The 22,595-nt window shown below is 51.2% G+C and carries 17 protein-coding genes; 9 read left to right on the forward strand and 8 right to left on the reverse strand.

The window, feature by feature from the left end:
• Nucleotides 1–4 precede the first annotated feature (4 nt).
• Nucleotides 5–808 carry a glutamate 5-kinase gene (proB, locus tag ACTHR7_RS07240; protein ID WP_440370577.1) on the reverse strand — a complete coding sequence of 268 codons (804 nt, stop codon included), beginning with the start codon at nucleotides 806–808 and terminating at the stop codon, nucleotides 5–7.
• 263 nt (nucleotides 809–1,071) lie between these two features.
• Nucleotides 1,072–1,857 carry an inositol monophosphatase family protein gene (locus ACTHR7_RS07245; protein WP_070461469.1) on the reverse strand — a complete coding sequence of 262 codons (786 nt, stop codon included), beginning with the start codon at nucleotides 1,855–1,857 and terminating at the stop codon, nucleotides 1,072–1,074.
• A 175-nt stretch (nucleotides 1,858–2,032) separates the two neighbouring features.
• Here ACTHR7_RS07245 and ACTHR7_RS07250 point away from each other — a divergent pair, with 175 nt between their 5' ends.
• From ACTHR7_RS07250 to ACTHR7_RS07275, 6 genes are all read left to right on the forward strand, one after another.
• Nucleotides 2,033–2,848, forward strand: coding sequence for an RNA methyltransferase (locus tag ACTHR7_RS07250; protein ID WP_107810296.1), 816 nt, complete (start codon nucleotides 2,033–2,035; stop codon nucleotides 2,846–2,848).
• Between the two features lie 39 nt (nucleotides 2,849–2,887).
• Complete coding sequence (locus ACTHR7_RS07255) at nucleotides 2,888–3,757, forward strand: DUF1853 family protein (protein WP_440370578.1); 870 nt, start codon at nucleotides 2,888–2,890, stop codon at nucleotides 3,755–3,757.
• A gap of 35 nt (nucleotides 3,758–3,792) precedes the next feature.
• Nucleotides 3,793–5,052 carry an RsmB/NOP family class I SAM-dependent RNA methyltransferase gene (locus ACTHR7_RS07260; RefSeq protein ID WP_440370579.1) on the forward strand — a complete coding sequence of 420 codons (1,260 nt, stop codon included), beginning with the start codon at nucleotides 3,793–3,795 and terminating at the stop codon, nucleotides 5,050–5,052.
• A gap of 263 nt (nucleotides 5,053–5,315) precedes the next feature.
• On the forward strand, nucleotides 5,316–6,584 hold the full coding sequence (locus ACTHR7_RS07265; RefSeq protein WP_440370580.1) for a TolC family protein: 1,269 nt from the start codon (nucleotides 5,316–5,318) through the stop codon (nucleotides 6,582–6,584).
• Between the two features lie 43 nt (nucleotides 6,585–6,627).
• Entirely contained in the window at nucleotides 6,628–8,808 is a 2,181-nt protein-coding gene (locus ACTHR7_RS07270) for a type I secretion system permease/ATPase (RefSeq protein WP_440370581.1), read from the forward strand.
• Between the two features lie 88 nt (nucleotides 8,809–8,896).
• The gene (locus ACTHR7_RS07275; protein WP_377072277.1) at nucleotides 8,897–10,126 is read left to right on the forward strand and encodes an HlyD family type I secretion periplasmic adaptor subunit; all 1,230 of its coding nucleotides are present in this window, start codon (nucleotides 8,897–8,899) and stop codon (nucleotides 10,124–10,126) included.
• 86 nt (nucleotides 10,127–10,212) lie between these two features.
• Here the strand turns inward: ACTHR7_RS07275 and prfH are convergent, their stop codons facing one another.
• The 3 genes from prfH to pheA all read right to left on the reverse strand — a co-directional run bounded on the left by prfH (nucleotide 10,213) and on the right by pheA (nucleotide 13,473).
• Nucleotides 10,213–10,851 (reverse strand): peptide chain release factor H, encoded by a 639-nt coding sequence (gene prfH / locus ACTHR7_RS07280; RefSeq protein WP_377072275.1) that lies wholly within the window; start codon nucleotides 10,849–10,851, stop codon nucleotides 10,213–10,215.
• Nucleotides 10,852–10,853: 2 nt separating this feature from the next.
• Complete coding sequence (locus tag ACTHR7_RS07285; RefSeq protein WP_377072273.1) at nucleotides 10,854–11,987, reverse strand: RNA ligase RtcB family protein; 1,134 nt, start codon at nucleotides 11,985–11,987, stop codon at nucleotides 10,854–10,856.
• A gap of 397 nt (nucleotides 11,988–12,384) precedes the next feature.
• The gene (gene pheA / locus ACTHR7_RS07290) at nucleotides 12,385–13,473 is read right to left on the reverse strand and encodes a prephenate dehydratase (protein ID WP_296186087.1); all 1,089 of its coding nucleotides are present in this window, start codon (nucleotides 13,471–13,473) and stop codon (nucleotides 12,385–12,387) included.
• A 171-nt stretch (nucleotides 13,474–13,644) separates the two neighbouring features.
• Between pheA and tsaE the strand changes: the two genes are divergently transcribed.
• Together tsaE and ACTHR7_RS07300 are read left to right on the forward strand one after the other, a co-directional pair.
• Nucleotides 13,645–14,115 (forward strand): tRNA (adenosine(37)-N6)-threonylcarbamoyltransferase complex ATPase subunit type 1 TsaE, encoded by a 471-nt coding sequence (gene tsaE / locus ACTHR7_RS07295; protein ID WP_107792505.1) that lies wholly within the window; start codon nucleotides 13,645–13,647, stop codon nucleotides 14,113–14,115.
• Nucleotides 14,103–15,350, forward strand: a complete 1,248-nt coding sequence (locus tag ACTHR7_RS07300; protein ID WP_440370582.1) for an N-acetylmuramoyl-L-alanine amidase — start codon at nucleotides 14,103–14,105, stop codon at nucleotides 15,348–15,350. The genes tsaE and ACTHR7_RS07300 overlap by 13 nt, the downstream gene beginning before the upstream one ends.
• A 65-nt stretch (nucleotides 15,351–15,415) precedes the next feature.
• Here ACTHR7_RS07300 and ACTHR7_RS07305 read toward each other — a convergent pair whose 3' ends face one another.
• Entirely contained in the window at nucleotides 15,416–16,027 is a 612-nt protein-coding gene (locus ACTHR7_RS07305; RefSeq protein WP_440370583.1) for a DUF4230 domain-containing protein, read from the reverse strand.
• Nucleotides 16,028–16,217: 190 nt separating this feature from the next.
• Between ACTHR7_RS07305 and ribBA the strand changes: the two genes are divergently transcribed.
• A complete protein-coding gene (gene ribBA, locus ACTHR7_RS07310; protein ID WP_440370584.1) occupies nucleotides 16,218–17,558 on the forward strand; it encodes a bifunctional 3,4-dihydroxy-2-butanone-4-phosphate synthase/GTP cyclohydrolase II in 1,341 nt (446 codons plus the stop codon).
• A 152-nt stretch (nucleotides 17,559–17,710) separates the two neighbouring features.
• Here the strand turns inward: ribBA and ACTHR7_RS07315 are convergent, their stop codons facing one another.
• Both ACTHR7_RS07315 and glgX read right to left on the reverse strand, forming a co-directional pair.
• Nucleotides 17,711–20,191: a glycogen/starch/alpha-glucan phosphorylase gene (locus tag ACTHR7_RS07315; RefSeq protein WP_440370585.1), complete on the reverse strand. Its 2,481-nt coding sequence runs from the start codon at nucleotides 20,189–20,191 to the stop codon at nucleotides 17,711–17,713.
• Between the two features lie 314 nt (nucleotides 20,192–20,505).
• Entirely contained in the window at nucleotides 20,506–22,491 is a 1,986-nt protein-coding gene (glgX, locus tag ACTHR7_RS07320; RefSeq protein WP_440370586.1) for a glycogen debranching protein GlgX, read from the reverse strand.
• Nucleotides 22,492–22,595 lie beyond the last annotated feature (104 nt).

The raw sequence follows: 22,595 nt of genomic DNA on the forward strand, positions 1-22,595 counted from the left end.
CTCCCTATTTCTCTTGTGCAAACCAAGTTCCGATAGGCGCGCCATCTAAAACCTGAAGAATATCGCGCGGATTAGCGCTGTTCATCAACACCATCTGGCCGTGATGTTCAAACATCATCTGCGCGCTCTTAATCTTACTGAGCATGCCGCCCGTACCAAACTTACTGCCCGAGCCGCCGGCAGAAGCAATAATTTCTTCGGTAATATCTGCAACATGGCTGCGCAGCTTGGCATCGGCGTGAACGGCCGGATTTTTATCAAACAAACCGTCGATATCGGACAACATAATCAGCAAATCGGCTTTAACGATTTTCGCCACGACTGCCGACAAACGGTCGTTATCGCCAAATTTGGTCGCATGGTCCATCTCGTCCACGCTGACCGCGTCGTTCTCATTGACAATAGGGATGACGCCGATGGAAAGCAGGGATTCAAAAGCATTGGTAACGTTTGCCAAACTTTCCGGATATTCGACCACATCACGCGTCAGCAGGATTTGCGATACCGTCATCCGATAATGGGAAAAAATCTGCGAGTAAAGGCTCATCATGGCCACTTGGCCGACGCTGGAAACAGCCTGTTGCTGCGACATTTCCGCCGGACGTTTTTCCATGTTGAGGACATTCAGCCCGAAGCCCATCGCGCCGGAAGACACCAGCACAATTTCTTTGCCCTTACTGACCAAGCTGGAAATGACAAAGGCCAGTTGGTCGATTTTTGCCAAATTGATTTGGCCGTTTGGCAACACCAAAGAACTGGTTCCAATCTTAATGACAATGCGTTTTACTGCTTCAAAATCTCGTTTCATTATTCTCCTCTGCTTTCTATTTTTATGATTGCGTGCGGCATTATTTCAGCCAAACGTATCCACATCATAACTGCGTAGCAATAGAAAATACAGACAAAATTAAAAATGCTCCCTTTAAAAGCCGTATTTTCAGCTCTTATCCGAATCCGTTAACAACAAAACAAAAGGCCGTCTGAAACCCTATTTCAGGTTTCAGACGGCCTTTTACCGATTGTTGAGAATCCGGCCTGCCACGAAAAATACAGGCCGTTCCCTACAAACGCTTATTGGTGTTCAGAAATAATTTTCAGCATTTGCGCCAATACTTTAGGATTGGCCGCAACGATGTCGCCGCTTTCCAACCAGCCTTCATTACCGGACATATCGGTAACGATACCGCCTGCTTCTTGGACAATCAATGCACCGGCGGCAATATCCCAAGGTTTGAGGTTAAACTCGAAGAAACCGTCCAAACGGCCGGCCGCAACGGCACACAAATCCAAAGAAGCCGCGCCTTCACGACGGCCGCCGGCGGTTTTGGCCAAGAAGTCTTTCAAAATCGCCAGATACTTGTCCATCATGCTTTGATCGACAACAGGGAAGCCGGTACCGATCAGGCAGCGGTTCAATTCGATGCGGTTGGAAACGCGGATGCGGCGGTCGTTGAGCAACGCGCCTTTGCCGCGGGAAGCCATGTACACGTCGTTGCGCTCAGGTGCGTACACCAAAGCTTCTTGCAACACGCCTTTATGCAGGAGTGCCATAGAGATGGCGTATTGAGGATGGCCGTGGAGGAAGTTGGTTGTGCCGTCGAGCGGATCGATAATCCATTCGTATTCGGCAGTGGCTTTACCGTGGGAGCCGCCTTCTTCGCAAGTGATTTTGTGATGCGGATAGGCTTCTTTCAGCGCTTCCACCAAAATCATCTCAGAGCTGCGGTCAACATCGGAAACGAAGTCGTTGAATGCTTTGCTGTCTACTTTGACGGCATCCAGATTGCCGGCGGCGCGAATCATCATTTGCCCTGCTTTACGGGCGGCTTTGAAAGCGGTATTTAAAAACGGATTCATGGTTTTCTTTCTAATTCAGGTAAAATACGCCCTAATGCGCCGAACAAGGCACACAAGAGGCTGTTAATCGTTTCCGATGCTGTTAAAGAACATTTCAGACGGCATGGAAAAAGGCCGTCTGAAAACAAAAAGATGGCGCATTATACCTGATTCCCGTACAAACAGAAAACAAAACATGACTTCCGAAAAACCCGCCCTGCCCGCTTATCTGGACAACATCCGCATCATCCTCACGCGCACCAGCCATCCCGCCAATATCGGCTCCGCCGCGCGTGCCATGAAAACAATGGGCCTGCACAAACTGACCATCGTCGCCCCCAATCTGATGGCAACGCCGATGACGGAAAATCCGCCCATATTCGATCCGGAGCATCCGCAATCGTTTAAATTACCGGAAGAAAGCTTCACCCTCGCTTCCGGCGCGGCAGACGTTTTGGAAAATGCCACCATTGCTGCCTCTTTGGACGAAGCCCTTGCCGACACCACCATCGCCTGCGCCCTGACCAGCCGCCGCCGCGAAATCACCGCGCCGCTGCAAACCCCGCGCGATTTGGTGCCCGAATTACTGCAGGCCGCCAACCGCGGCGAGAAAGTGGCGCTGGTCTTCGGCAACGAGACTTTCGGCTTGAGCATCGAAGAAGTCCAAGCATGCAACCGACTGATGACCATCAACGGCAATCCCGACTATTTCTCGCTCAACCTTGCCCAAGCCGTGCAGGTCGTGTGTTACGAAATCTTCAGCCAAACCGATTCGCCCATGACCCACTTGCAACAAGAAGACCACACCGCAACCCACGAGCAAATTAAAGGCATGGTCGCCCACATGGAAAGCGTGATGAACGACATCGGCTTTTTCAACCGCCGCAACGGCGAGCGCCTGATGCGCCGCATGCAGAGCTTGTTCGGACGCGCTAACACGCAAACTGAAGACATCGATATCCTGCGCGGTTTTTTCAATACCGTCAGCCACCGTATCCATAAAAAAGACTGATTAAGGCCGTCTGAAAACGTTTCCAGCTTTTCAGACGGCATGACTGATATTCGGATAAGCATGAATTACGCCCTAGACGCATTATGGTGGAAACTCACCAGCCAACCCGTCCGCGACCTCGCCTCGCTACTGACTGCGCCGCCTTTGTGGCAAAGCGGTTGCGAATTGAGCGTGCGCGAACTACTGGGAGAACAAGGTTTCCGTTACCTTTTGGCATTGGATGCCGATCCCGCACCGCTGATGGATCACCTTGCCCAACGTTCCCCATTCGGCCACCGTCTCGGCATTTATGCCGAAGAGCTGCTGGCTTTCTGGTTTGCCAACGCGCCGCACACCGAACTGCACGCATACAATCTGCCCGTTTTTTCAGACGGCCAAACCTTAGGCGCCGCGGATTTTGTCGTTTCCCTCAACCAACAGCCCTACCATATCGAGCTGGCGTGTAAATACTACGGCGGAGACCAAGTGCAAAACCTGCGCGGTCTCAACCCTAAAGACACGCTGACGGACAAGGCCGCCAAATTGGTGCAGCAATCCCAGCTGCTACATACACTGCAAGGCAAAGCAGCCTTAACCGCACAAGGCCTGCCGGAAAATCCGCTCCCTGCTTCCATCGTGCGCGGCATTGGATTTTTTCCACAAGGTTTCCATGCTTTTGAGCCGCCGCTTAATCCATACGGCTGGCGCGGCATCTATATTCAAGATTGGGCGGAATACGGGTTTGAACGCCAAGAAGCGCGTTATCACTTGCTCGACCGCATGGCCTATCTTGCACCTGCGCGTATTGCCGAAACCGAAACATTAAACGCAACCGAAATCCACCGTATCGACCAAGGCTTGATTGCCGTTTTGGAATTACGGCCGGACGGCTTTTGGCATGAAATCGAACGCATCATGAAGGCCGTCTGAAACCATTTACCAACTTTAAGAGAACCCATTACATTATGAACGCCGCACAACTCGACCATACCGCCAAAGTTTTGGCTGAAATGCTGACTTTCAAACAGCCTTCCGATGCCGTCCTCTCCGCCTATTTCCGCGAACACAAAAAGCTCGGCCGCCAAGACCGCCACGAAATCGCCGAAACCGCCTTTGCCGCGCTGCGCCACTATCAAAAAATCAGTACCGCCCTGCGCCGTCCGCACGCGCAGCCGCGTAAAGCCGCTCTCGCCGCACTGATTCTCGGCAGAAGCACCAACATCAGCCAAATCAAAGACTTGCTTGATGAAGAAGAAACAGAGTTTCTCGGCAATTTGAAAGCCCGTAAAACCGAGTTTTCAGACGGCCTGAATACCGCCGCAGAATTGCCGCAATGGCTGGTGGAACAACTGCAACAGCATTGGAGCGAAGAAGAAATCCTCGCCTTCGGCCGCAGCATCAACCAACCTGCCCCGCTTGACATCCGCGTCAATACCTTAAAAGGCAAACGCGACAAAGTATTGCCATTGTTGCAAGCCGAAAGTGCCGATGCGGAGGCAACACCTTATTCGCCTTGGGGCATCCGCCTGAAAAACAAAATCGCGCTTAACAAACATGAGCTGTTTTTGGACGGTACGCTGGAAGTCCAAGACGAAGGCAGCCAGCTGCTTGCCTTATTGGTGGGCGCAAAACGCGGCGAAATCATTGTCGATTTCTGTGCCGGTGCCGGCGGTAAAACCTTGGCTGTCGGTGCGCAAATGGCCAATAAAGGCAGAATCTACGCCTTCGACATCGCTGAAAAACGCCTTGCCAACCTCAAACCGCGCATGACCCGTGCCGGACTGACCAATATCCACCCCGAACGCATCAGCAGCGAACACGATACCCGTATCGCCCGACTGGCAGGTAAAGCCGACCGTGTGTTGGTGGACGCGCCCTGCTCCGGTTTGGGTACTTTACGCCGCAATCCCGACCTCAAATACCGCCAATCCGCCGAGACCGTGGCCAACCTTTTGGAACAGCAACACAGCATCCTCGATGCCGCCTCCAAACTGGTGAAACCGCAAGGTCGTTTGGTGTACGCCACCTGCAGCGTGTTGCCGGAAGAAAACGAGCTGCAAGTCGAACGTTTCCTGTCCGAGCATCCCGAGTTTGAACTCGTCAACTGCGCCGAACTTCTGCAAAGCCTAAAGGTCGATTTGGATACCGGAAAATACCTGCACCTCAACTCCGGAGAACACCAAACCGACGGCTTCTTTGCCGCCGTATTGCAACGTAAGGATTAAGGTTGAAAAAGGCCGTCTGAAATCCTTTCAGACGGCCTTTTTGATAGATTTTTTACATTAAAATCATTAGATACGATAGTCGCGCTCTGCAATAATATACTTTAAGGCATGTATCTCGACCTTTCATCAGAATATTGTGAAAAGCTGGAAAAAATGCTTTATGCTTTGTAAATGTATGTGTTCTCGTTCAAAATTCGCCCGGCCATGCCTCAAGCGATACCCGATACGGACAACGATAATATATAAATCATTTGGTTAAAATCATGTCGCATATTTATTCTTCCCCCACAAAGCCCCGTTTATTGTCATCGGCCGTTGCCGTCGCCTGCTGTCTGCTGCCGTTTCAGACGGCCTCTGCATACAGCCTGCAAGACATCCTCAGGGACGCTTTAATCAGCGATCCGATTGTGCGTGAAGCCAAAGCCACTCAAGAAGCTGCGCAAAGCACGACCAAAGCCACGCGTGCGCGCCATTATCCTGTCGTTACCCTGACCGGCACGAAAGTGCTGGCGCAACACAATAAATACAACAGCAACGACATGGATGACGGTATCGGCGTGCGCGGCAGCGTGAACATCTACTCATGGGGTGCGATTGAAGCCGCCGTCCGCCGCGACCGCAGCCGCGAAGAATACTATCAACACAAATACACCGAAAGCCAAGAGCAGCTGGGCAGCGATATCGGCCGCCTCTATCTGAGCGCATTGCGTGCAAAAGAAACCCTGATCCTCAACGAGCAGACTTTGGCGCGCCACAACAACCTCTTAAAAGACTTAAATACCATTGTCAAATATGATGCCGGCCGCCGTTCCGAGTTGATTGAAGCGCGCGCGCGCCAATTACAAGTGGCCAACATCATCGCCCAGCAACGCCGCACCATGGATTTGGCCCTGAGCCGCCTGTCCCGCTATACCTCACGCCAGCTGACTGCCAACGATTTGGAAGATCCGTTTAAAAACGACACGGCAAAATCCATCAGCGAACGCTTCAACAACCCCAACCGCAACAACAATCCGTCCTATCAGGCGCAATTGTCCGAGCGCGACAGCGTCCGTGCAGATTTGGATGCGTCCAAAGCCGAACGCCTGCCTGCCCTCAATTTGGAAGGCAGTGCAACGCGCAACACCAGACAGCTTTATTTAAACGTTGCATGGAATGTGTTGGATATTGCCGCACGCCACAATGTAGAGCGCAATGCCAAATCATTGATTGCCGCAGAAGCCAAGTCCGAACAAATCCTGCGCGACATGAACGAACGCGTTCAAACGTCTGCCATCGATATGCAGGAAAGCGAACAACGCACCGCGTTAACAGCTCAACATATTCTCGCTCAAAAAGATGTTATCAAAGCCTATGAAATGCAATTTAGAGTTGCAAGACGTACGCTGACCGACGTTTTGAGCGCATACAGCGAGTTATCCTCCATCGAGCAGGATTACGTTGCCGCCCGCAACGATTTCCGCGATGCGGCACTAGACTATTTAAATACTCAGGCCAAAATCTCCGCTTGGGTCGGTTTGGCAAAAAAATAAAGCCATATCCGCCGGTTAAATCAAAAACATTACGCGAAAAAATATGAAAGCCATCATTGAACACATCGTTTTAGTGACCCGCCTTTTGGGTGCGCCCGTATCCGAAGCCGCTTTGTCTGCCGAAGTCGTGCGCGACAAAAAGCTCAAGGTCAACTATCACTCGCTGGTCGAAGTCCTGCGCAGCCACGGCTTTGAAAACACCTTATCCAAACGCAATCTAGAAGACATCCCCTCGCTCGCCGTGCCGGTCATGATTATCCTGCACAACGAAGAGGCAGCAGTCATCACCCAAATCGAAGGCTCCGGCCAAGAGCGCAAATACCATATCCGCCAGGTTGACGGTTTGGAACAGGAACTCAGGCACGAGCAGCTTTCCGGCCTGTATTTGGGCTACTGCTGGTTTATCAAACCCAAAATGGCTACCGATATGCGCTCGGAGCTGCCTGAATACCATTTGCCCAAAGCATGGTTTTGGAAAGTCATTTGGCGTTTCCGCAGCTACTACTACCAAGTCATCTTGGCCACCATCATCATCAACTTCCTTGCGCTCGTCAGCTCCCTGTATGTGATGAACGTGTACGACCGCGTGATTCCCAACCAAGCCTATGAAACCTTGTGGGTATTGAGCATCGGCGTGGTCTTGGCGATTTTGTTTGAGTTTGCCGCCAAGATGATTCGCGGTCATTTGACCGATATTGCCGGCAAAAAAGCCGACCTGATCATCAGCTCCTCCCTGTTCCGCCGAGTGATGGCATTGCGTCTGGCAGACCGTCCAGCTTCTTCCGGTTCATACGCCAGTAATTTGCGCGAATTTGAAGCCGTGCGCGAGTTTATGACCAGTGCCAGCTTGTTGACTATTGTCGACTTGCCTTTCCTGTTGCTGTTTATCTTCGTGATTTCCATGGTCGGCGGCAAACTGGCACTCGTTCCCCTGATCATCATTCCGATTGTCGTGATTGTCGGTTTTGTCGTACAACGCCCGCTCTCTCGCCACATCAACGAATCGATGAAAGAAGGTTCGCAACGCTCCGGCCTTGCCGTTGAAGCCATCGAAGGCATCGAAACCCTGAAAACCAACAACGCCACATCTTGGGCGCAACAACGTTGGGACGAATACACTGCCAAAACTTCCGCTTCTTCCATCAAAGTCAAAGACACCAGCAACTTCATGGTCAACTTCGCCGTTGCCATGCAGCAGCTCAATACTGTCTTTTTGGTCGTTGTCGGTACCTATCTGATTCATGCCGACAACCATGCGGAACGAATTACCATGGGTGCTTTGATTGCCTCCGTGATTCTGTCCGGCCGCGCCTTGGCGCCGTTGGCACAAATCGCTGGTTTGGCCACCCGCTTCCAACAGGCCAAACTTGCCCTCAAAGGCGTAAACGACATCGTTACCCGCCCTATCGAGCGCAATCCGGAACGCAAATACATTACTTTGGACAACGTTCAAGGCAGCATTACCTTTGAAAACGTATCGTTCAAATATCAAGCCGACAACAACAGCGCGGTCGAAGATTTGCGCCTGACCATCAAACCGGGCGAAAAAGTCGGTATTTTGGGCCGTATCGGCAGCGGTAAAAGTACCATGCTCAAACTGGCCAGCGGTCTGTACGACACTGAAAAAGGCAACGTTACCCTTGACGGCGTCGATATGCGCCAGCTTGACCCCAACTTCCTGCGCGATCAAGTCCTGCTGTTGAGCCAATCACCACGCCTGTTCCTCGGCACATTGCGTGAAAACATGGACTTAGCACGTACCGGCAGCTACTCTACCGACCAAGACTTACTGACTGCGCTCAACCGTTTCGGCCTCGACAAAATCATCCGCAACCATCCACGTGGTTTGGATATGCCTTTGGGTGAAGACGGCTTGGGCTTGTCCGGCGGTCAAAAACAAATCATCGCCTTGGCACGCATGACCTTGCGCAACCCGAAAGTCGTCTTGCTGGACGAGCCGACCACCAGCCTGGACCAAGCTACCGAACGCATGGCGCTCAATGCCATTGCCCAATGGGGTCGCAACCGCACCATGCTTTTGGTGACTCACCGTCCGCAAGTGCTGCAAATCGTCAACCGCATCATTGTGATGGACAATGGTAAAGTCGTGATGGACGGCCCGCGTGACCTGGTATTGCAAAAACTCATGCAAAACGAACAGGCCAAAGCAGCCAACGTCAAACAACAGCAACAAGCTGCTGCCTCTCAATCAGCAGCACGATAAAGCAAAAGGCCGTCTGAAACCTACTTGCCCTTTCAAACAGCCTGCCCTAATGGTTAAAATCCACCAAACACAATAAAGACACACGATTATGAGCCGCGAAAACAACGTCAAATCCAAAGATCTCGACCTTATCAATGACCTCAACGCCGCCCTTCAAAAAGAAAAACACAGTGGCCAGTTTATTGTCATCATCCTGTTTTTTATTCTGATGATTGTCTTCGTTATTTGGGCTTACAACAGCCCTGTCGAAGAAGTTACCCGTGGCAACGGCAATATCATTCCCAGCAGCCGTGAGCAAGTAATCCAAAGCCTGGATCCCGGCATCGTAACCGAAATCATGGTTAAAGAAGGCGATATGGTCGAGAAAGATCAGATTCTGATGAAACTAGACGACACACGCAGCTCCGCCGTTTTGCGCGAAAGCGAAGCCAAAGTCGCAAACCTCGAAGCCACTATTGCCCGCCTTAAAGCTGAAGCCTACGGAACCAAGCTCTCCTTCCCAGACAGCGTGAGCCCTGAGCTTCGCCGTCGCGAAATTGCCGCCTACAAAGCACGCCGCCAAGTCATGGTGGATGCCATCAACGGCCTATCCCAAAGCAAGGCCGCACTTGATCGAGAGATTGCCATTACTGCTCCTCTTGTTTCCGAAGGTTATGTTTCCGAAGTCGAACTTTTAAGAATGCGCCGCGATTCCGCAGACTTAGCCACCCAAATCTCCGAACGCCGCAACCGCTACAAAGCCGATGCCAACAACGAACTTTTGCAAGCCGAATCTGAACTGGCGCAATCCAAAGAAAACGTTGCCATGCGTGCCGACCCGGTTGAACGCTCGCAAATCCGTGCTCCTATGCGCGGCATCGTCAAAGGCATAAAAGTCACCACCATCGGCGGCGTTGTGAACGCAGGCGAAGACATCATGCAAATCGTCCCGGTTGACGACAAACTGCTGGTCGAAGCCTATATCCGCCCGCAAGACATCGCCTTTATCCGCGTAGGCCAACCTGCATTGGTTAAAGTCAGCGCATACGACTACTCCATCTACGGCGGCTTGGAAGGCAAAGTTACCCTCGTTGGCGCCGATACCGTCAGCAACTCCATGCAAAACCGTGCCAACGACTTAAAACTTGACCCAAACCAAGTCTATTACCGTGTTCTCGTCCAAACCGAAAATAACTCCCTGAAAGACAAAAACGGCAAACCTATGCCGATTATTCCGGGTATGGTCGCAACGGTAGACATCAAAACCGGTGAAAAAACCATCTTCCAATACCTGATCAAACCGATCACGCGTATGAAACAAGCGTTGAGCGAACGCTAATCGATAAAACGATAAAAGGCCGTCTGAACGTTTTCAGACGGCCTTTGATTTATGTTTTCACTATGCCTGCTTATCTGGCAGATAAATTATTTCTCCTTAAACGTAGCTCCGACAAACGTCCTTTTCGGATTGCCGCGCTCAACTTGATAGAGTTGCGCGTGCTGCTCCTGTGCAAAACTTCCAGCTTGTCCGGCATGATGCTCCGCCAGCTTTTGCGCCAATGACATTACCGCCAATTTTTTATTGGCGTGCTGGCTGCGTTCGCTCTCGACCCGCACGGAAATGCCGCTTTCTTTATGGGTGGCGCGGACGGCGCTTTCGGTTTTATTGACGTGTTGCCCACCCTTGCCCCCTGAGCGGCAGGTTTGAAACTCGATTCCGTTTTCAGACGGCATTTCATACATCTGCGGCATATCGGGCAAGCGAAAAACGCCTATATACCAATTTTTACGCGGATGTTTCGGACGGACAGGGCTAGGACATATCCATTGGAGCGTCCCCTGCCAAGTTTGCACCAAGCTTTCGGCTTTCTGCCCTTCCAATTTGAGTGTTGCCGACAAAATACCGTACTTATCGGCGGTTTCGGTAACAAGTTCGGCATCAATGCCTTTGGCTTGAGCTTCGGCAAGCAGCTTGCCCAAGACGAAACGGGCAAATATTCGGCACTCTGCCGGCCCTTGCGCGGTGGAAATTTGCAGATAAATCAATGGTGTATTCTGTTTCATCTTTACGCTCCACACTCGCCGCCGGTTTTATAGGTCAAAACAGGTTTAAACCGCGCAACCAATTCAATCAAACCTGCATTTTTCATGGCGGCAATAACGCTGTCGATGCTTTTATAAGCCTGCGGTGCTTCTTCAAAAATCAAGGCCTTATCCTGACAAACGACCACACTTCCGAATTCGGTCTGGCGCAGGCTGTCGGCAGTATATTTGTGCGACAGCCTGCCTTTGCATTCGCCGCGCTGCCACTTCCGACCTGCGCCGTGAGCCAAGGTATTCAAAGAAATTTGGCAGTCTTCGGCAGGTCGAACCAGATAGCTGTAATCGCCGCGCGAGCCGGGTATCATGACCAAGCCTTTATCAGTGGGCGTTGCGCCTTTTCGGTGCAGCCAACCGGTTATGCCGTCAATCTCGGTTTGCTCCAAAAAATTATGGTGGACATCGAGCAGGCATGTTCCTTCTGCACGCCAACGGTCAAGCATTCTGGCCGCAATCAAACGGCGGTTAAGGCTGGCAAATTCAAGGGCTGCTTGGTGTTCGGCAAGATAGGCTGCCGCCGCTTCGCCCTCTTCCGCCAAACCTTGATGCCCAAAGGCGGCAATATGGCGTTGCAAAATCTGCTGGCCCAATCCGCGCGAACCGCTATGCACCAACAGTTGCAGATGGTTTTCATCGAAATCTGTCGGAAGCAAATCGGCGCAATAAACGTTATCAACGGTTTGCAACTCGGCAAAATGGTTGCCGCCGCCAATCGTACCTACGGCAAGGCCGTCTGAAAATTGGCGTATATCGACAGCGTCGTCTAATAAATCGACCTGTTCGTCTTTATCCAACGGCGTATCGATATTGCCCAGCTGTTTGGCGAGTTTGGCCGGTTTGAGTTTGGCTGCGCGTAAATCGGTCTGCCAAAACGCCATGCCGCAACCGATGTCGTTCCCAATCAGGGCAGGATAAAAATGACGGTCGCTGAAAAATGCCGCACCAACCGGATAACCGCGCCCTGCGTGTAAATCCGGCATTCCGGCAACGCGTAGCATATGCGGTAATCGGGCGGTGGTTTCGAGCTGTGCGACAGCGTTGCCTTCAATCCATGTATTTGAATCGGCAATAATTTGAATATGATGGGGATAATTGCCCATGTGTTTATGCTTTCTTTAAAACGGATAGAAACCGGCAACTGATGACAATAAATATCCACCGTCTGCGAAATGTTCAGACGGCCTGGTTTCTAGCCGATAATCGTAGGGAAAGCAGCCCAAAGCGGGCGACATGGAATGCGAAAAGCGTTATCCGAAAGTCAGACCGACGCTTGGGCTGCAAAGAATGTGATTGAGCGGATTGAAGTATTGCGTGTCATGGCTTGCTCCTTTCTTTGCATGAAAATATTAAAAACGTTCGGATTATAGAGTGTTCATTTCCAATCATGCAAACTTACTGACATCAATCTGCCAATGATGTTGTATAAATGGCAACTATTGAGAACATGATTTAGGCCGTCTGAAAACTTTTCAGACGGCCTTTGATACCCAATAATCCTTACAAAACAACGGTCGGATAAGAGCCGACAACTTTCACGAAGGAAGCGCGTTCGCTCAAAAGCTGCAAGGCTTTTTGGACATTTTCATCGCTTTGGTGGCCTTCAATATCGATGAAGAACAGGTATTCCCACAAAACCGATTTGCTTGGGCGGCTTTCAAATTTGGTCATGGAAATGCCTAATTCAGTAAAAGGTTGCAACAAAGAAGTAACGGCACCGGCACGGTTGGGTGCGGAGACGACCAAAGAAGTTTTGTCGTTGCCGCTGCGGCCGGTTTCTTGATGGCCCATCACCAAGAAGCGCGTGGTGTTGTTCGGTTCGTCTTCGATACACTCGGCGGCAAAGCTCAACTGATAAATTTCCGCGGCGATACGTCCGGCAATGGCGGCCACATTCGGGCTGTCAGACTCGGCAACCAACCGCGCTGCTTCGGCATTGCTGGCTACGGCGATACGTTCAGCATTGGGCAGATTGCGGCCAAGCCAGTCGTTGCATTGCGCCAAGGCTTGGGCATGGGCGAAAACTTTGGTAATGCCGCCGATTTCGTGGCTGTCTTTACGCAGCAGATTGTGATGAATGCGGACAACCACTTCGCCGCAGGCTTTCAACGCAGTTACGGCCAGCAAGTCCAAAGTGCGCCCCACTGAGCCTTCGGTCGAATTTTCTACCGGCGCCACCAAATAATCGGCTTGGCGCGTTTCGACTTGTTTGAAGCAGTTGTCGATGGTGGTACACGCCATGGTGTGTGCGGCGTGTCCGAAATGTTTGATGGCGGCTTGCTGGGTAAATGTCCCCTTCGGGCCCAAATAGGCAATCGTCAGCGGACGCTCCACCGCCAAACATTCGCTCATAATCTCGCGAAACAGCCGAGTAACCGATTCATCAGGCAAAGGGCCGCGGTTCAAATCCTGAATCCGGCGCAAAACGGCTACTTCCCGTTCAGGACGGTACACCGCGCCTGTCCCTTTCAATTCGCCGATAGCATGCGCATGACCGGCGCGCTCGTTGAGCAAACGGAGGATTTCCGCATCGATGCTGTCGATGGCATTGCGGTGCGGCAATAATTGTTCGTCTATGGATAAAGGCATAAGCTGTCTCGCAATTTTGTGAGGGATATTTTCATTTTAACATTAAAGGCCGTCTGAATTCCGTTTTCAGACGGCCTCAACACTATCTTTATCTAACTTTATCGTCTATCAGGTTTGCAAACGCCGCCAATTCCATCATAATTAAGCCTTTTGAACGACAAGGCCTATTCCATGCACTCAAACGGACTTTACACCCGTTTTCTGCCCGATGAAGAAGCAACCCTGAAACTGGGTGAAGAATGGAGCAAGCAGCTTTCCGCTCCGCTGACCATCTATCTTGAAGGCGGGCTGGGTGCAGGCAAAACCACGCTGACACGCGGGATTTTGCGCGGACTGGGGCATACGGGCGCAGTTAAAAGCCCGACTTACACCATTGTCGAATCTTATCCGCTGGATGCATTCACCCTCCACCATTTCGACCTCTACCGCTTTACCATACCCGAGGAATGGGAAGATGCCGGTTTGGACGAATTGTTTGCGCCCGACAGCATCTGCCTCATCGAATGGCCGCAGCAAGGCGGGGAATTCACGCCTCCGGCAGATATTACCATTACATTGACGTATACCGATAAGGGCAGAACCTGCACCTTTTCCGCCCACACAAACCAAGGCCGAAAAAGTTTAGAATCATGGTCAAATTAACTAGAAGACACATTCTCCGTCAAGGCACAGGACTATTTCTCACCCTCACGCCCGTTGGTGCCGCATTGGCCAAACCGGCCTCTCCTGCGCAATTCCTTGCCGTCCGCATTTGGCCGGCGCACGCCTACACACGCGTTACCCTTGAGAGCAACCACTCGATGAAATACCAACATTTTATGTTGGACAACCCCAGCCGGTTGGTCGTGGATATTCAAGGAGCGGAAATCAACAGCGTCCTGCAAGGCATTTCCAGCAAAGTGCTGTCTAACGACCCTTTTATCCGCAGCATTCGCGCCGGTCAAAATACGCCCAGCACCGTGCGTATCGTCATCGACCTCAAACAAAGCACCCATCCGCAAGTCTTTGCGCTCGCTCCCGTCGGCAACTTCAGAAACCGCTTGGTTATCGACCTCTATCCGCACGGCGCAGATGCCAACGACCCGATGATGGCCTTGCTCAACGGCAATATCCCCAAACAACGTCCGAATACCAATATCGCATACGATACCCCTGCCCCTAAAAGCAATCGCAGCAGCAGCGGCAACCGCCGTCCCGTGATTATGATCGACCCCGGGCATGGCGGCGAAGACCCCGGCGCAATCGGCCCGAGCGGCCTCAAAGAGAAAAACGTCGTACTCTCCATCGCACGCGAAACCAAAAAACGCCTCGAAGCCTTGGGTTACAACGTATTCATGACGCGCAACGAAGACATCTTTATCCCATTGGGCGTACGCGTTGCCAAAGGCCGTATGCGCAATGCCGACGTATTCGTATCCATCCACGCCGATGCCTTTACCAGCCCGTCCGCTCGCGGTACCGGCGTATATATGCTCAATACCAAAGGCGCGACCAGCTCGGCGGCAAAATTCCTTGCCCAAACCCAAAACAACGCCGACGCCATCGGCGGCGTACAAACCAGTGGCAACCCCAATGTCGACAACGCCATTTTGGACATGACCCAAACCGCGACCCTGCGCGACAGCCGCAAGCTCGGCCATTCCGTCTTGACCGAATTGGGCAAACTCAACCAATTACACAAAGGCCGCGTTGACGAGGCTAACTTTGCTGTCCTCCGCGCGCCGGATGTTCCGTCCATTTTGGTGGAAACCGCCTTCCTCTCCAACCCTACCGAAGAGCGGCTGCTCGGCAGCGAATCCTTCCGCCAACAATGCGCCCAAGCCATTGCAACAGGCATTCAAAAATACATCAATACCGCCGTTTTACGACGCGGATAATGGTTTAATGAAACAAAGGCCGTCTGAAAATTTTTCAGACGGCCTTATCTTTTCAAGCAATCTATTTAACCGCACTTCCCTACTGCAGCCGGATAGACAGATACCTTCGTCTGCGTCAATGCAAATAAGTTTTCCAATTGCGTTTGCGCCTGACGGTTGGCATGTTCCAAAATCTCAGCCTTGCACGCGCTTTGCAATACCTGCCGTTTCGCCTCTTCCTGCACCGTCTTAAATACAGACTTATCCATAGGCAGCAAATTAAACGAGCCGGTCTGAATATCGTACACTTCGATATTTTCCAAATCCACGCTCAAGATTTCCACCGCCGGCAGACTGATAATTACCTTGTCGTCCACAATATTGACATTGTCCGCGCCTAACTTGTCCAAATCCAAACCGGCCAACACCTTACCGCGCACAATAAAAATACCGCTTTGCGAATCCTGCCACAGCCTGCGCCAATCCCCTTTTTTCTCCGTACGGATAATCGTATCGATATAAAATGCCGTACTTTCCAAGCGGTTCATCTGCTTAATCTGCATCAAAACCCCCTCACGGGACAAAACCTGATGTTCTTCGTTCTGACCATGCAGGGCATAAAACCAGCCGCCCGCAGCCGTCAGCGCACACAACACCAGCACGACCAATCCGCGCCCAAACATTTTCATTTCAAACATCCCCCGTTAAAATAATCATCAAAACATTCCCCATATTCTCCCAAAACCGTCAATTTCAAGCCATACCCAGGCCGTCTGAAACAATAAATTTCATTACTAAAAAGTAATAAAAAAATCTCAACAAACAAAGTTTGCCTTTTGGTAAAGACAAGACTACAATCCATTACACACAATTCAATTTCATCTCATCATGAATACCACCGACCTGCGCCGCCACAACCTGCGGCAATGGATAACACAACACCACAACGGCCAGCAGACCAGGTTTGCACAAGCCATCGCCATCAACCAAGGCGAGCTGTCCGCCCTGCTGAAAAACAAATCTTTCGGCGAGAAAAAAGCCCGAAAAATCGAGCAGGCAGCCAATATGCCTGACATGTGGCTGGATCAAGACCACCAAGACCGCCACGCCCCCACCATCAGCCAAGAAAGAAATACCATGTCCCACATCTCCACCATCCCCGAAATCCTAGCAGACATCAAAGCCGGCAAAATGGTCATCATCACCGATGCCGAAGACCGCGAAAACGAAGGCGACTTGCTGATGGCCGCCCAATTCGTTACCCCCGAAGCCATCAACTTCATGATCAAAAACGCACGCGGCCTAGTCTGCCTGCCGATGGACGGCGAAATGGTCGAAAAACTCGGCCTGCCCATGATGACCCAGAAAAACGGCGCGCAATACGGCACCAACTTTACCGTCTCCATCGAAGCCGCCCACGGCATTACCACCGGCATTTCCGCCGCCGACCGCGCCCTGACTATTCAAACCGCCGTTTCCCCATCCGCCAAACCTGAAGACATCGTCCAACCCGGCCACATCTTCCCACTGCGCGCCCAAAAAGGCGGCGTACTCGTCCGCGCCGGACACACAGAAGCCGGCGTTGACCTGGCACAAATGAACGGCCTGATTCCTGCCGCCGTCATCTGCGAAATCATCAACGACGACGGCACCATGGCGCGTATGCCCGAACTGATGAAGTTCGCCGAAGAACACAATCTCAAAATCGGCACCATTACCGACCTCATCGAATACCGCAGCCGTACCGAAAGCCTGCTTGAAGACATGGGCAACGCCCCCGTACAAACCCCATGGGGCGAGTTCCAACAACACGTTTACGTCGACAAACTCTCCGGCGAAACCCACCTCGCCCTCGTCAAAGGCACACCAACCGCCGACGAAGAAACCCTCGTCCGCGTCCACGAACCCTTCAGCGTGATGGACTTCATCCAAGCCAATCCGCGCCATTCATGGTCATTACCTAAAGCCCTTGAGCGCATCCAACAAGCCGAAAGCGGCGTAGTCATCCTCCTGCACCGCACCGAAGACGGCGCCACCCTGCTCGACCGAACCCTGCCCAAAGGCGCAAATCAAGCCTACAAATGGGACAGCAAAAGCTACGGCATAGGCGCACAAATCCTCGCCGGCCTCAACGTCAAAAAACTGCGCGTCCTCGGCCAGCCATCATCCTTTACCGGCCTCACCGGCTTCGGCCTCGAAGTCGTCGGCTTTGAAGAAGCTGAAAAATAATCTTGCTTGATTGGTTCTCAAAGCAGATGAAACAAAAGGCCGTCTGAAAATTTTCAGACGGCCTTTTAAGTTTGTTATCCAATTCAAAACAGCGAATATAAAAAAGCCGATACACCTTTCCGATGTATCGGCTTTCGTTATCTGCTTAACGCTTAATTTCTGCCGGGCAATTCTTTTTCGCTCAATGGTTTGATGTACCAAATATCGCGGCAGTAGTCGGCGATGGAGCGGTCGGATGAGAAGAAGCCCATGTTGGCGATGTTGATCAAGGCTGATTTGCGCCATGCGGATACGTTGCGGTAGTGTTCGTCCGCTTTGTATTGCGTGTCGATGTAGCTGCGGAAATCGGCCATCAGTTGATAGAAGTCGCCGTATGGTTGCAACACGTCGTTGTAGCGGTTTGGCTCTTCCGGAGAGAAAGTGCCTTGGCTAATTTGGTTGACGACGCGGCGCAGGTCGCTGTCTCGCTCGATATAGCTCAACGGGTCGTAACCGTTGCGGCGGATTTCTTCGACTTGCTCGACGGTGTTACCGAAGATATAGCAGTTGTCCGCGCCGACTTTTTCCAAAATCTCAACGTTCGCGCCGTCCAGCGTACCCATGCAAAGCGCGCCATTAAGGGCGAATTTCATGTTGCTGGTACCGGATGCTTCTGTACCTGCCAGTGAAATTTGTTCGTGCAAATCGGCGGCTGGGATGATGATTTGGGCAAGGCTGACGCTGTAATTCGGGATGTAAACGACTTTAATCAGGTCACGGATACGGGTGTCGTTGTTGATGACTTTGGCAACGTCGTTAATCAATCGGATGATTTTCTTCGCCATGTAATAGGCGGAAGCGGCTTTACCAGCAAAGATGAACACACGCGGCTGCCAATCGAAATCCGGGTTTTCCAGGATTTTGTTGTAGCGGTCGACGATATGCATCACGTTCAATGCTTGACGTTTGTACTCGTGGATACGTTTGATTTGGATGTCGAAAAGTGCATCGGTGTTAACTTTGATGCCCAGCTCGGTGTCGATGTATTTAGCAAGGCGCTCTTTGGCGGCTTTTTTCACTTCGCCGAATTCTGCCTGTACGGAGGCATCGTCCACTTTGTCGTTGAGCTTGGTCAGGTTGTCCAAATGCAGACGCCAGTCTTCGTCGCCCAAATGTTTGTCCAAGAATTTGGTCAGGCCCGGGTTGGCGATGTTGATCCAGCGGCGCGGGGTTACGCCGTTCGTTACGTTGGTAAAGCGTTCCGGGAACACTTTGGCAAAGTCGGCGAAGATGGATGTGGTCATCAAATCGGAGTGGATTTTGGCCACGCCGTTGACTTTGTGCGAACCGATTACGGCAAGCCATGCCATGCGGACGCGACGGCCGTGGGTTTCGTCAATGATGGATACGCGGCGGACAAAGTCGTCGTCGAAGTTGCCGATGGCGCGTAAGGCATTGAGGAAGTAGGCGTTGATTTCAAAGATGATGTCCAAGTGGCGCGGCAGCAGACGGCCCATCAGGTCAACCTGCCAGGTTTCCAAGGCTTCGCTCATCAACGTGTGGTTGGTGTAAGAGAAAATCTTACAGCACATATTCCATGCTTCGGTCCATGCGATGCCCTCTTCGTCAATTAGGATACGCATCAATTCTGGAATAGCGAGCACCGGATGGGTGTCGTTCAAATGGATGGCGACTTCGTCCGCCAAAGTGCGGATGCTTGGGAAACGGCATTTGTGGCGGGCGACGATGTCTTGAACGGAAGCGGAAACCAAGAAGTATTCTTGCTTCAGGCGCAATTCGCGGCCGGAATCGGTAGAGTCATTCGGATACAGAACGCGTGAGATATTTTCGTCGCTGTTTTGTGCGCGAACGGCAGAGGCATAGTCGCCTCGGTTGAAGTCGGCAAGGTCAAACAGGTTGCCTGCGTGTGCAGTCCACAAGCGCAATGGGTTGGCACATTCGCCGCCATAGCCAGGAATGATTTCATCGTATGCCCAAGCGGAAATTTCTTCGCTTGGCTGCCATTCTTTTTTATCACCCAAGTTCAATACTTGACCGCCGAAACGGACGGAATATTGTTTGTTCGGACGGGCAAACTGCCATGCCAAATCTTGGTCGAGCCACAAATCAGGTTTTTCAACTTGTTGGCCATCCACGATTTCTTGTTTGAACATACCGTATTGGTAACGGATGCCGTAGCCCATGGCCGGAATGCGCAGGGTTGCCAAAGAGTCAAGGAAGCAGGCGGCCAGACGGCCCAAACCGCCGTTACCCAAACCCGGATCTTCTTCTTGTTCGCAGACATCGGCAAATTCTTTGCCCAGTTGCTTAAAAGCTTCTTCAAATTCGGCGTAAACGCCTTCGTTAATCAGCGCGTTGACAAACGAACGGCCGAGCAGGAATTCCATAGACAGGTAATAAACCATGCGTTTGCTGTTGTCGATGTGGGCGCGGCGTGTTTTGAGGAAATCTTCTGCAATCAGGTCACGCGCGGCAAGCATGGCGGCGTTGAGCCATTGGTGTGAAGTTGCCTCCTTCGGATCTACGCCCAAGATGAAAATCAGCTTGTAAACGATGGATTTACGGATGGTTTCGGCGTCCGGTTTAGGCATTACATAATCGTAACCGGAGATAGGGAGTTTTTTCTTAGCCATGGAAGCCTTTCTCTAGCGTGAGGCACTGGACAACGCGCCTGATGGTTTTATTAAAAACAACGAAACTCGGTTTTCAGACGGCCTGACAACGACAACAGGCCGTCTGAAAGGAATGATGCGTAGATTTGTTACAAACTAAGGGGATTATAGCGGAAAGATTTAAAAAAAGGATATATTTTTCTTTATAAAACATTCAATTAACAATTAAACCATTCATCATCTTATCGGCATTTTCAATTTATACCACCAAGCCAAAAATGAACAAATATTGACAAAATATCAAAGAGTTAATCAACCAATAATTTGATTCTCATTTACTTTGTTTTATGTAAAATCCAAATCCCCATATGCTCAACAACACATTTTCCTGATTCTTCGTAATTAAATTTCTCAGATGGTACGCAAGAAATTTCCCAATTGCCTTGAGGAAGGTTAAATAACTGACGACTACGTTTGGCATTGACCAACAGCAGCCATTCATCGTCCAAAACAATCTGAATCGCCTTACTACCCCTATTGTTCCAACAATATCCGGTCATCGGGCTGCTATCGGCATTAAGCCATTGCACACGCTCTTTTTCCCACCAGCAATCATCTGTCAGCAGCTTGATTTGACTTCGGACGCGTATCAGTTCTTGAGTGTAATTTTGCAACTCATGAGGCTCATTTTGCCAATCCAACCATGTAATCGGATTATCTTGGCAGTAGCTGTTGTTGTTGCCGTGCTGACTGTTGCCGAACTCATCTCCGGCCAAAAGCATGGGCGTACCGTTGGATAAAAACAAGGAGGCAAGCAGCGCTTTGGAGGTGTATTCGCGGTTGAGCAAAATCTCTTCATCATCGGTTTCGCCTTCTACGCCGTGGTTGTAGCTGATGTTTTCATTATGCCCGTCGCGGTTGTTTTCGCCGTTGGCTTCGTTGTGTTTTTCGTTGTAGCTGACCAAATCGCGCAGAGTGAAGCCGTCGTGTGCAGTGATGAAGTTGATGCTGGCGGACGGGTGGCGGCCGCTGTGGTTGAAAATATCGGACGACCCGGCCAAGCGTTCGGCAAATGCGCCCAAATTGCCGCTTTCCCATAGCCAAAACGCGCGCATATCATCGCGGAAACGGCCGTTCCATTCGGCAAAAGGTTGTGGGAAATTGCCCAAGTGATAGCCGCCCTCGCCGATGTCCCATGCTTCGACAATCAGTTTCAGACCGGCCAATACCGGGTCTTGATACAGGACTTGGAAAAAACGGCCGTACGATTGGAAATCGGGCTCGCGTCCCAATACGGTTCCCAAATCGAAACGGAAGCCGTCAATATGGAACTCTTCCGCCCAATAGCGCAGGCTGTCTGCCGCCCAACGGGTAACGTCACGCCGGACAATATTGAGCGTATTGCCGCAACCCGACCAGTTTTCATAATTGCCGTAAGGGGTGTGCCAATACCATAAGGTGTTGTCGATACCGCGCTGACACAGCATCGGGCCTTTGTCGTCCTGCTCTGCCGTGTGGTTGTACACGACATCCAAAATCACTTCCAAACCAGCCTGATGCAAGGCTTTGACCGCTTGTTTAAACTCCGCCGCAGCACGCTCAGGATTATCGGCATAAGACGGCTCGACGGCAAAATGAGAATAAGTGTTGTAGCCCCAATAATTGCTCAAGCCCATCTGCTGAAGATGGTATTCGTCCAGATGATAATGAATCGGCAGCAGCTCGACCGTCGTCACCCCCAACTCTTGCAGATAGGCCAAAACCCGTTTATCACTCAAGGCTTTATAAGTGCCTGCATATTTCAAATCGGGGAACTGCTTGGTCAACCCTTTGACATGGGCTTCATAAATAACGGTTTTGCCCCACGGTATTTCCGGACGGCAATCTTTAGCCCAATTAAATCGGCTGCGTCCGATCACGACGCTTTTCGGCGCAACAGCGGCATTGTCGCGTTCATCTTCCGGCCTGAACCATGCCATTTCTTCGGCGTTACGGTAGCTTGGTTTGCCGTCAATTTTTTTGGAATACGGATCAATCAGCAATTTGTTGGGATTGAAACATGAGCCGTATTCTGCGTTTTCACGTCCATACACGCGGAAACCGTATCGCTGCCCTGCTTTAACGTCCGGCACAAATCCGTAAAATACCGAACCGCGCCGCGAAGGCATCTCCAAACGGGTTTCTTTATCCTTATCAAACAGACACAATTCGACCTTTTCGGCATTGATGGAAAACAAGGTGAAATTCGCGCCCTTGCTTGTCAGGGTCGCACCCATGGGATAAGGCTTGCCTTCCTCGATATGCCATGATTTGGCAGTCATAGAATGATTCCTTGGTATGTATTTGGTTTCGTGTCCAATATAAGGCCGTCTGAAAATCTTTCAGACGGCCTTGAATCATATTGATATCACTATCTTTTAATTTT

This window comes from Neisseria sp. P0007.S010 (genome assembly GCF_051962875.1).
In the GTDB taxonomy this organism is placed as follows: Bacteria; Pseudomonadota; Gammaproteobacteria; order Burkholderiales; family Neisseriaceae; genus Neisseria; species Neisseria subflava_A.

Bases quoted from the DNA above. Each gene is read 5' to 3' on its own strand.
- glgX (WP_440370586.1), bottom strand. From the start codon at position 22,491: ATGACTGCCAAATCATGGCATATCGAGGAAGGCAAGCCTTATCCCATG.
- ACTHR7_RS07260 (WP_440370579.1), top strand. From the start codon at position 3,793: ATGAACGCCGCACAACTCGACCATACCGCCAAAGTTTTGGCTGAAATG.
- ACTHR7_RS07270 (WP_440370581.1), top strand. From the start codon at position 6,628: ATGAAAGCCATCATTGAACACATCGTTTTAGTGACCCGCCTTTTGGGT.
- ACTHR7_RS07285 (WP_377072273.1), bottom strand. From the start codon at position 11,987: ATGGGCAATTATCCCCATCATATTCAAATTATTGCCGATTCAAATACA.
- ACTHR7_RS07255 (WP_440370578.1), top strand. From the start codon at position 2,888: ATGACTGATATTCGGATAAGCATGAATTACGCCCTAGACGCATTATGG.
- ACTHR7_RS07275 (WP_377072277.1), top strand. From the start codon at position 8,897: ATGAGCCGCGAAAACAACGTCAAATCCAAAGATCTCGACCTTATCAAT.
- proB (WP_440370577.1), bottom strand. From the start codon at position 808: ATGAAACGAGATTTTGAAGCAGTAAAACGCATTGTCATTAAGATTGGA.
- ACTHR7_RS07250 (WP_107810296.1), top strand. From the start codon at position 2,033: ATGACTTCCGAAAAACCCGCCCTGCCCGCTTATCTGGACAACATCCGC.
- tsaE (WP_107792505.1), top strand. From the start codon at position 13,645: ATGCACTCAAACGGACTTTACACCCGTTTTCTGCCCGATGAAGAAGCA.
- prfH (WP_377072275.1), bottom strand. From the start codon at position 10,851: ATGAAACAGAATACACCATTGATTTATCTGCAAATTTCCACCGCGCAA.
- ACTHR7_RS07265 (WP_440370580.1), top strand. From the start codon at position 5,316: ATGTCGCATATTTATTCTTCCCCCACAAAGCCCCGTTTATTGTCATCG.
- ACTHR7_RS07305 (WP_440370583.1), bottom strand. From the start codon at position 16,027: ATGTTTGAAATGAAAATGTTTGGGCGCGGATTGGTCGTGCTGGTGTTG.
- pheA (WP_296186087.1), bottom strand. From the start codon at position 13,473: ATGCCTTTATCCATAGACGAACAATTATTGCCGCACCGCAATGCCATC.
- ribBA (WP_440370584.1), top strand. From the start codon at position 16,218: ATGAATACCACCGACCTGCGCCGCCACAACCTGCGGCAATGGATAACA.
- ACTHR7_RS07245 (WP_070461469.1), bottom strand. From the start codon at position 1,857: ATGAATCCGTTTTTAAATACCGCTTTCAAAGCCGCCCGTAAAGCAGGG.
- ACTHR7_RS07300 (WP_440370582.1), top strand. From the start codon at position 14,103: ATGGTCAAATTAACTAGAAGACACATTCTCCGTCAAGGCACAGGACTA.
- ACTHR7_RS07315 (WP_440370585.1), bottom strand. From the start codon at position 20,191: ATGGCTAAGAAAAAACTCCCTATCTCCGGTTACGATTATGTAATGCCT.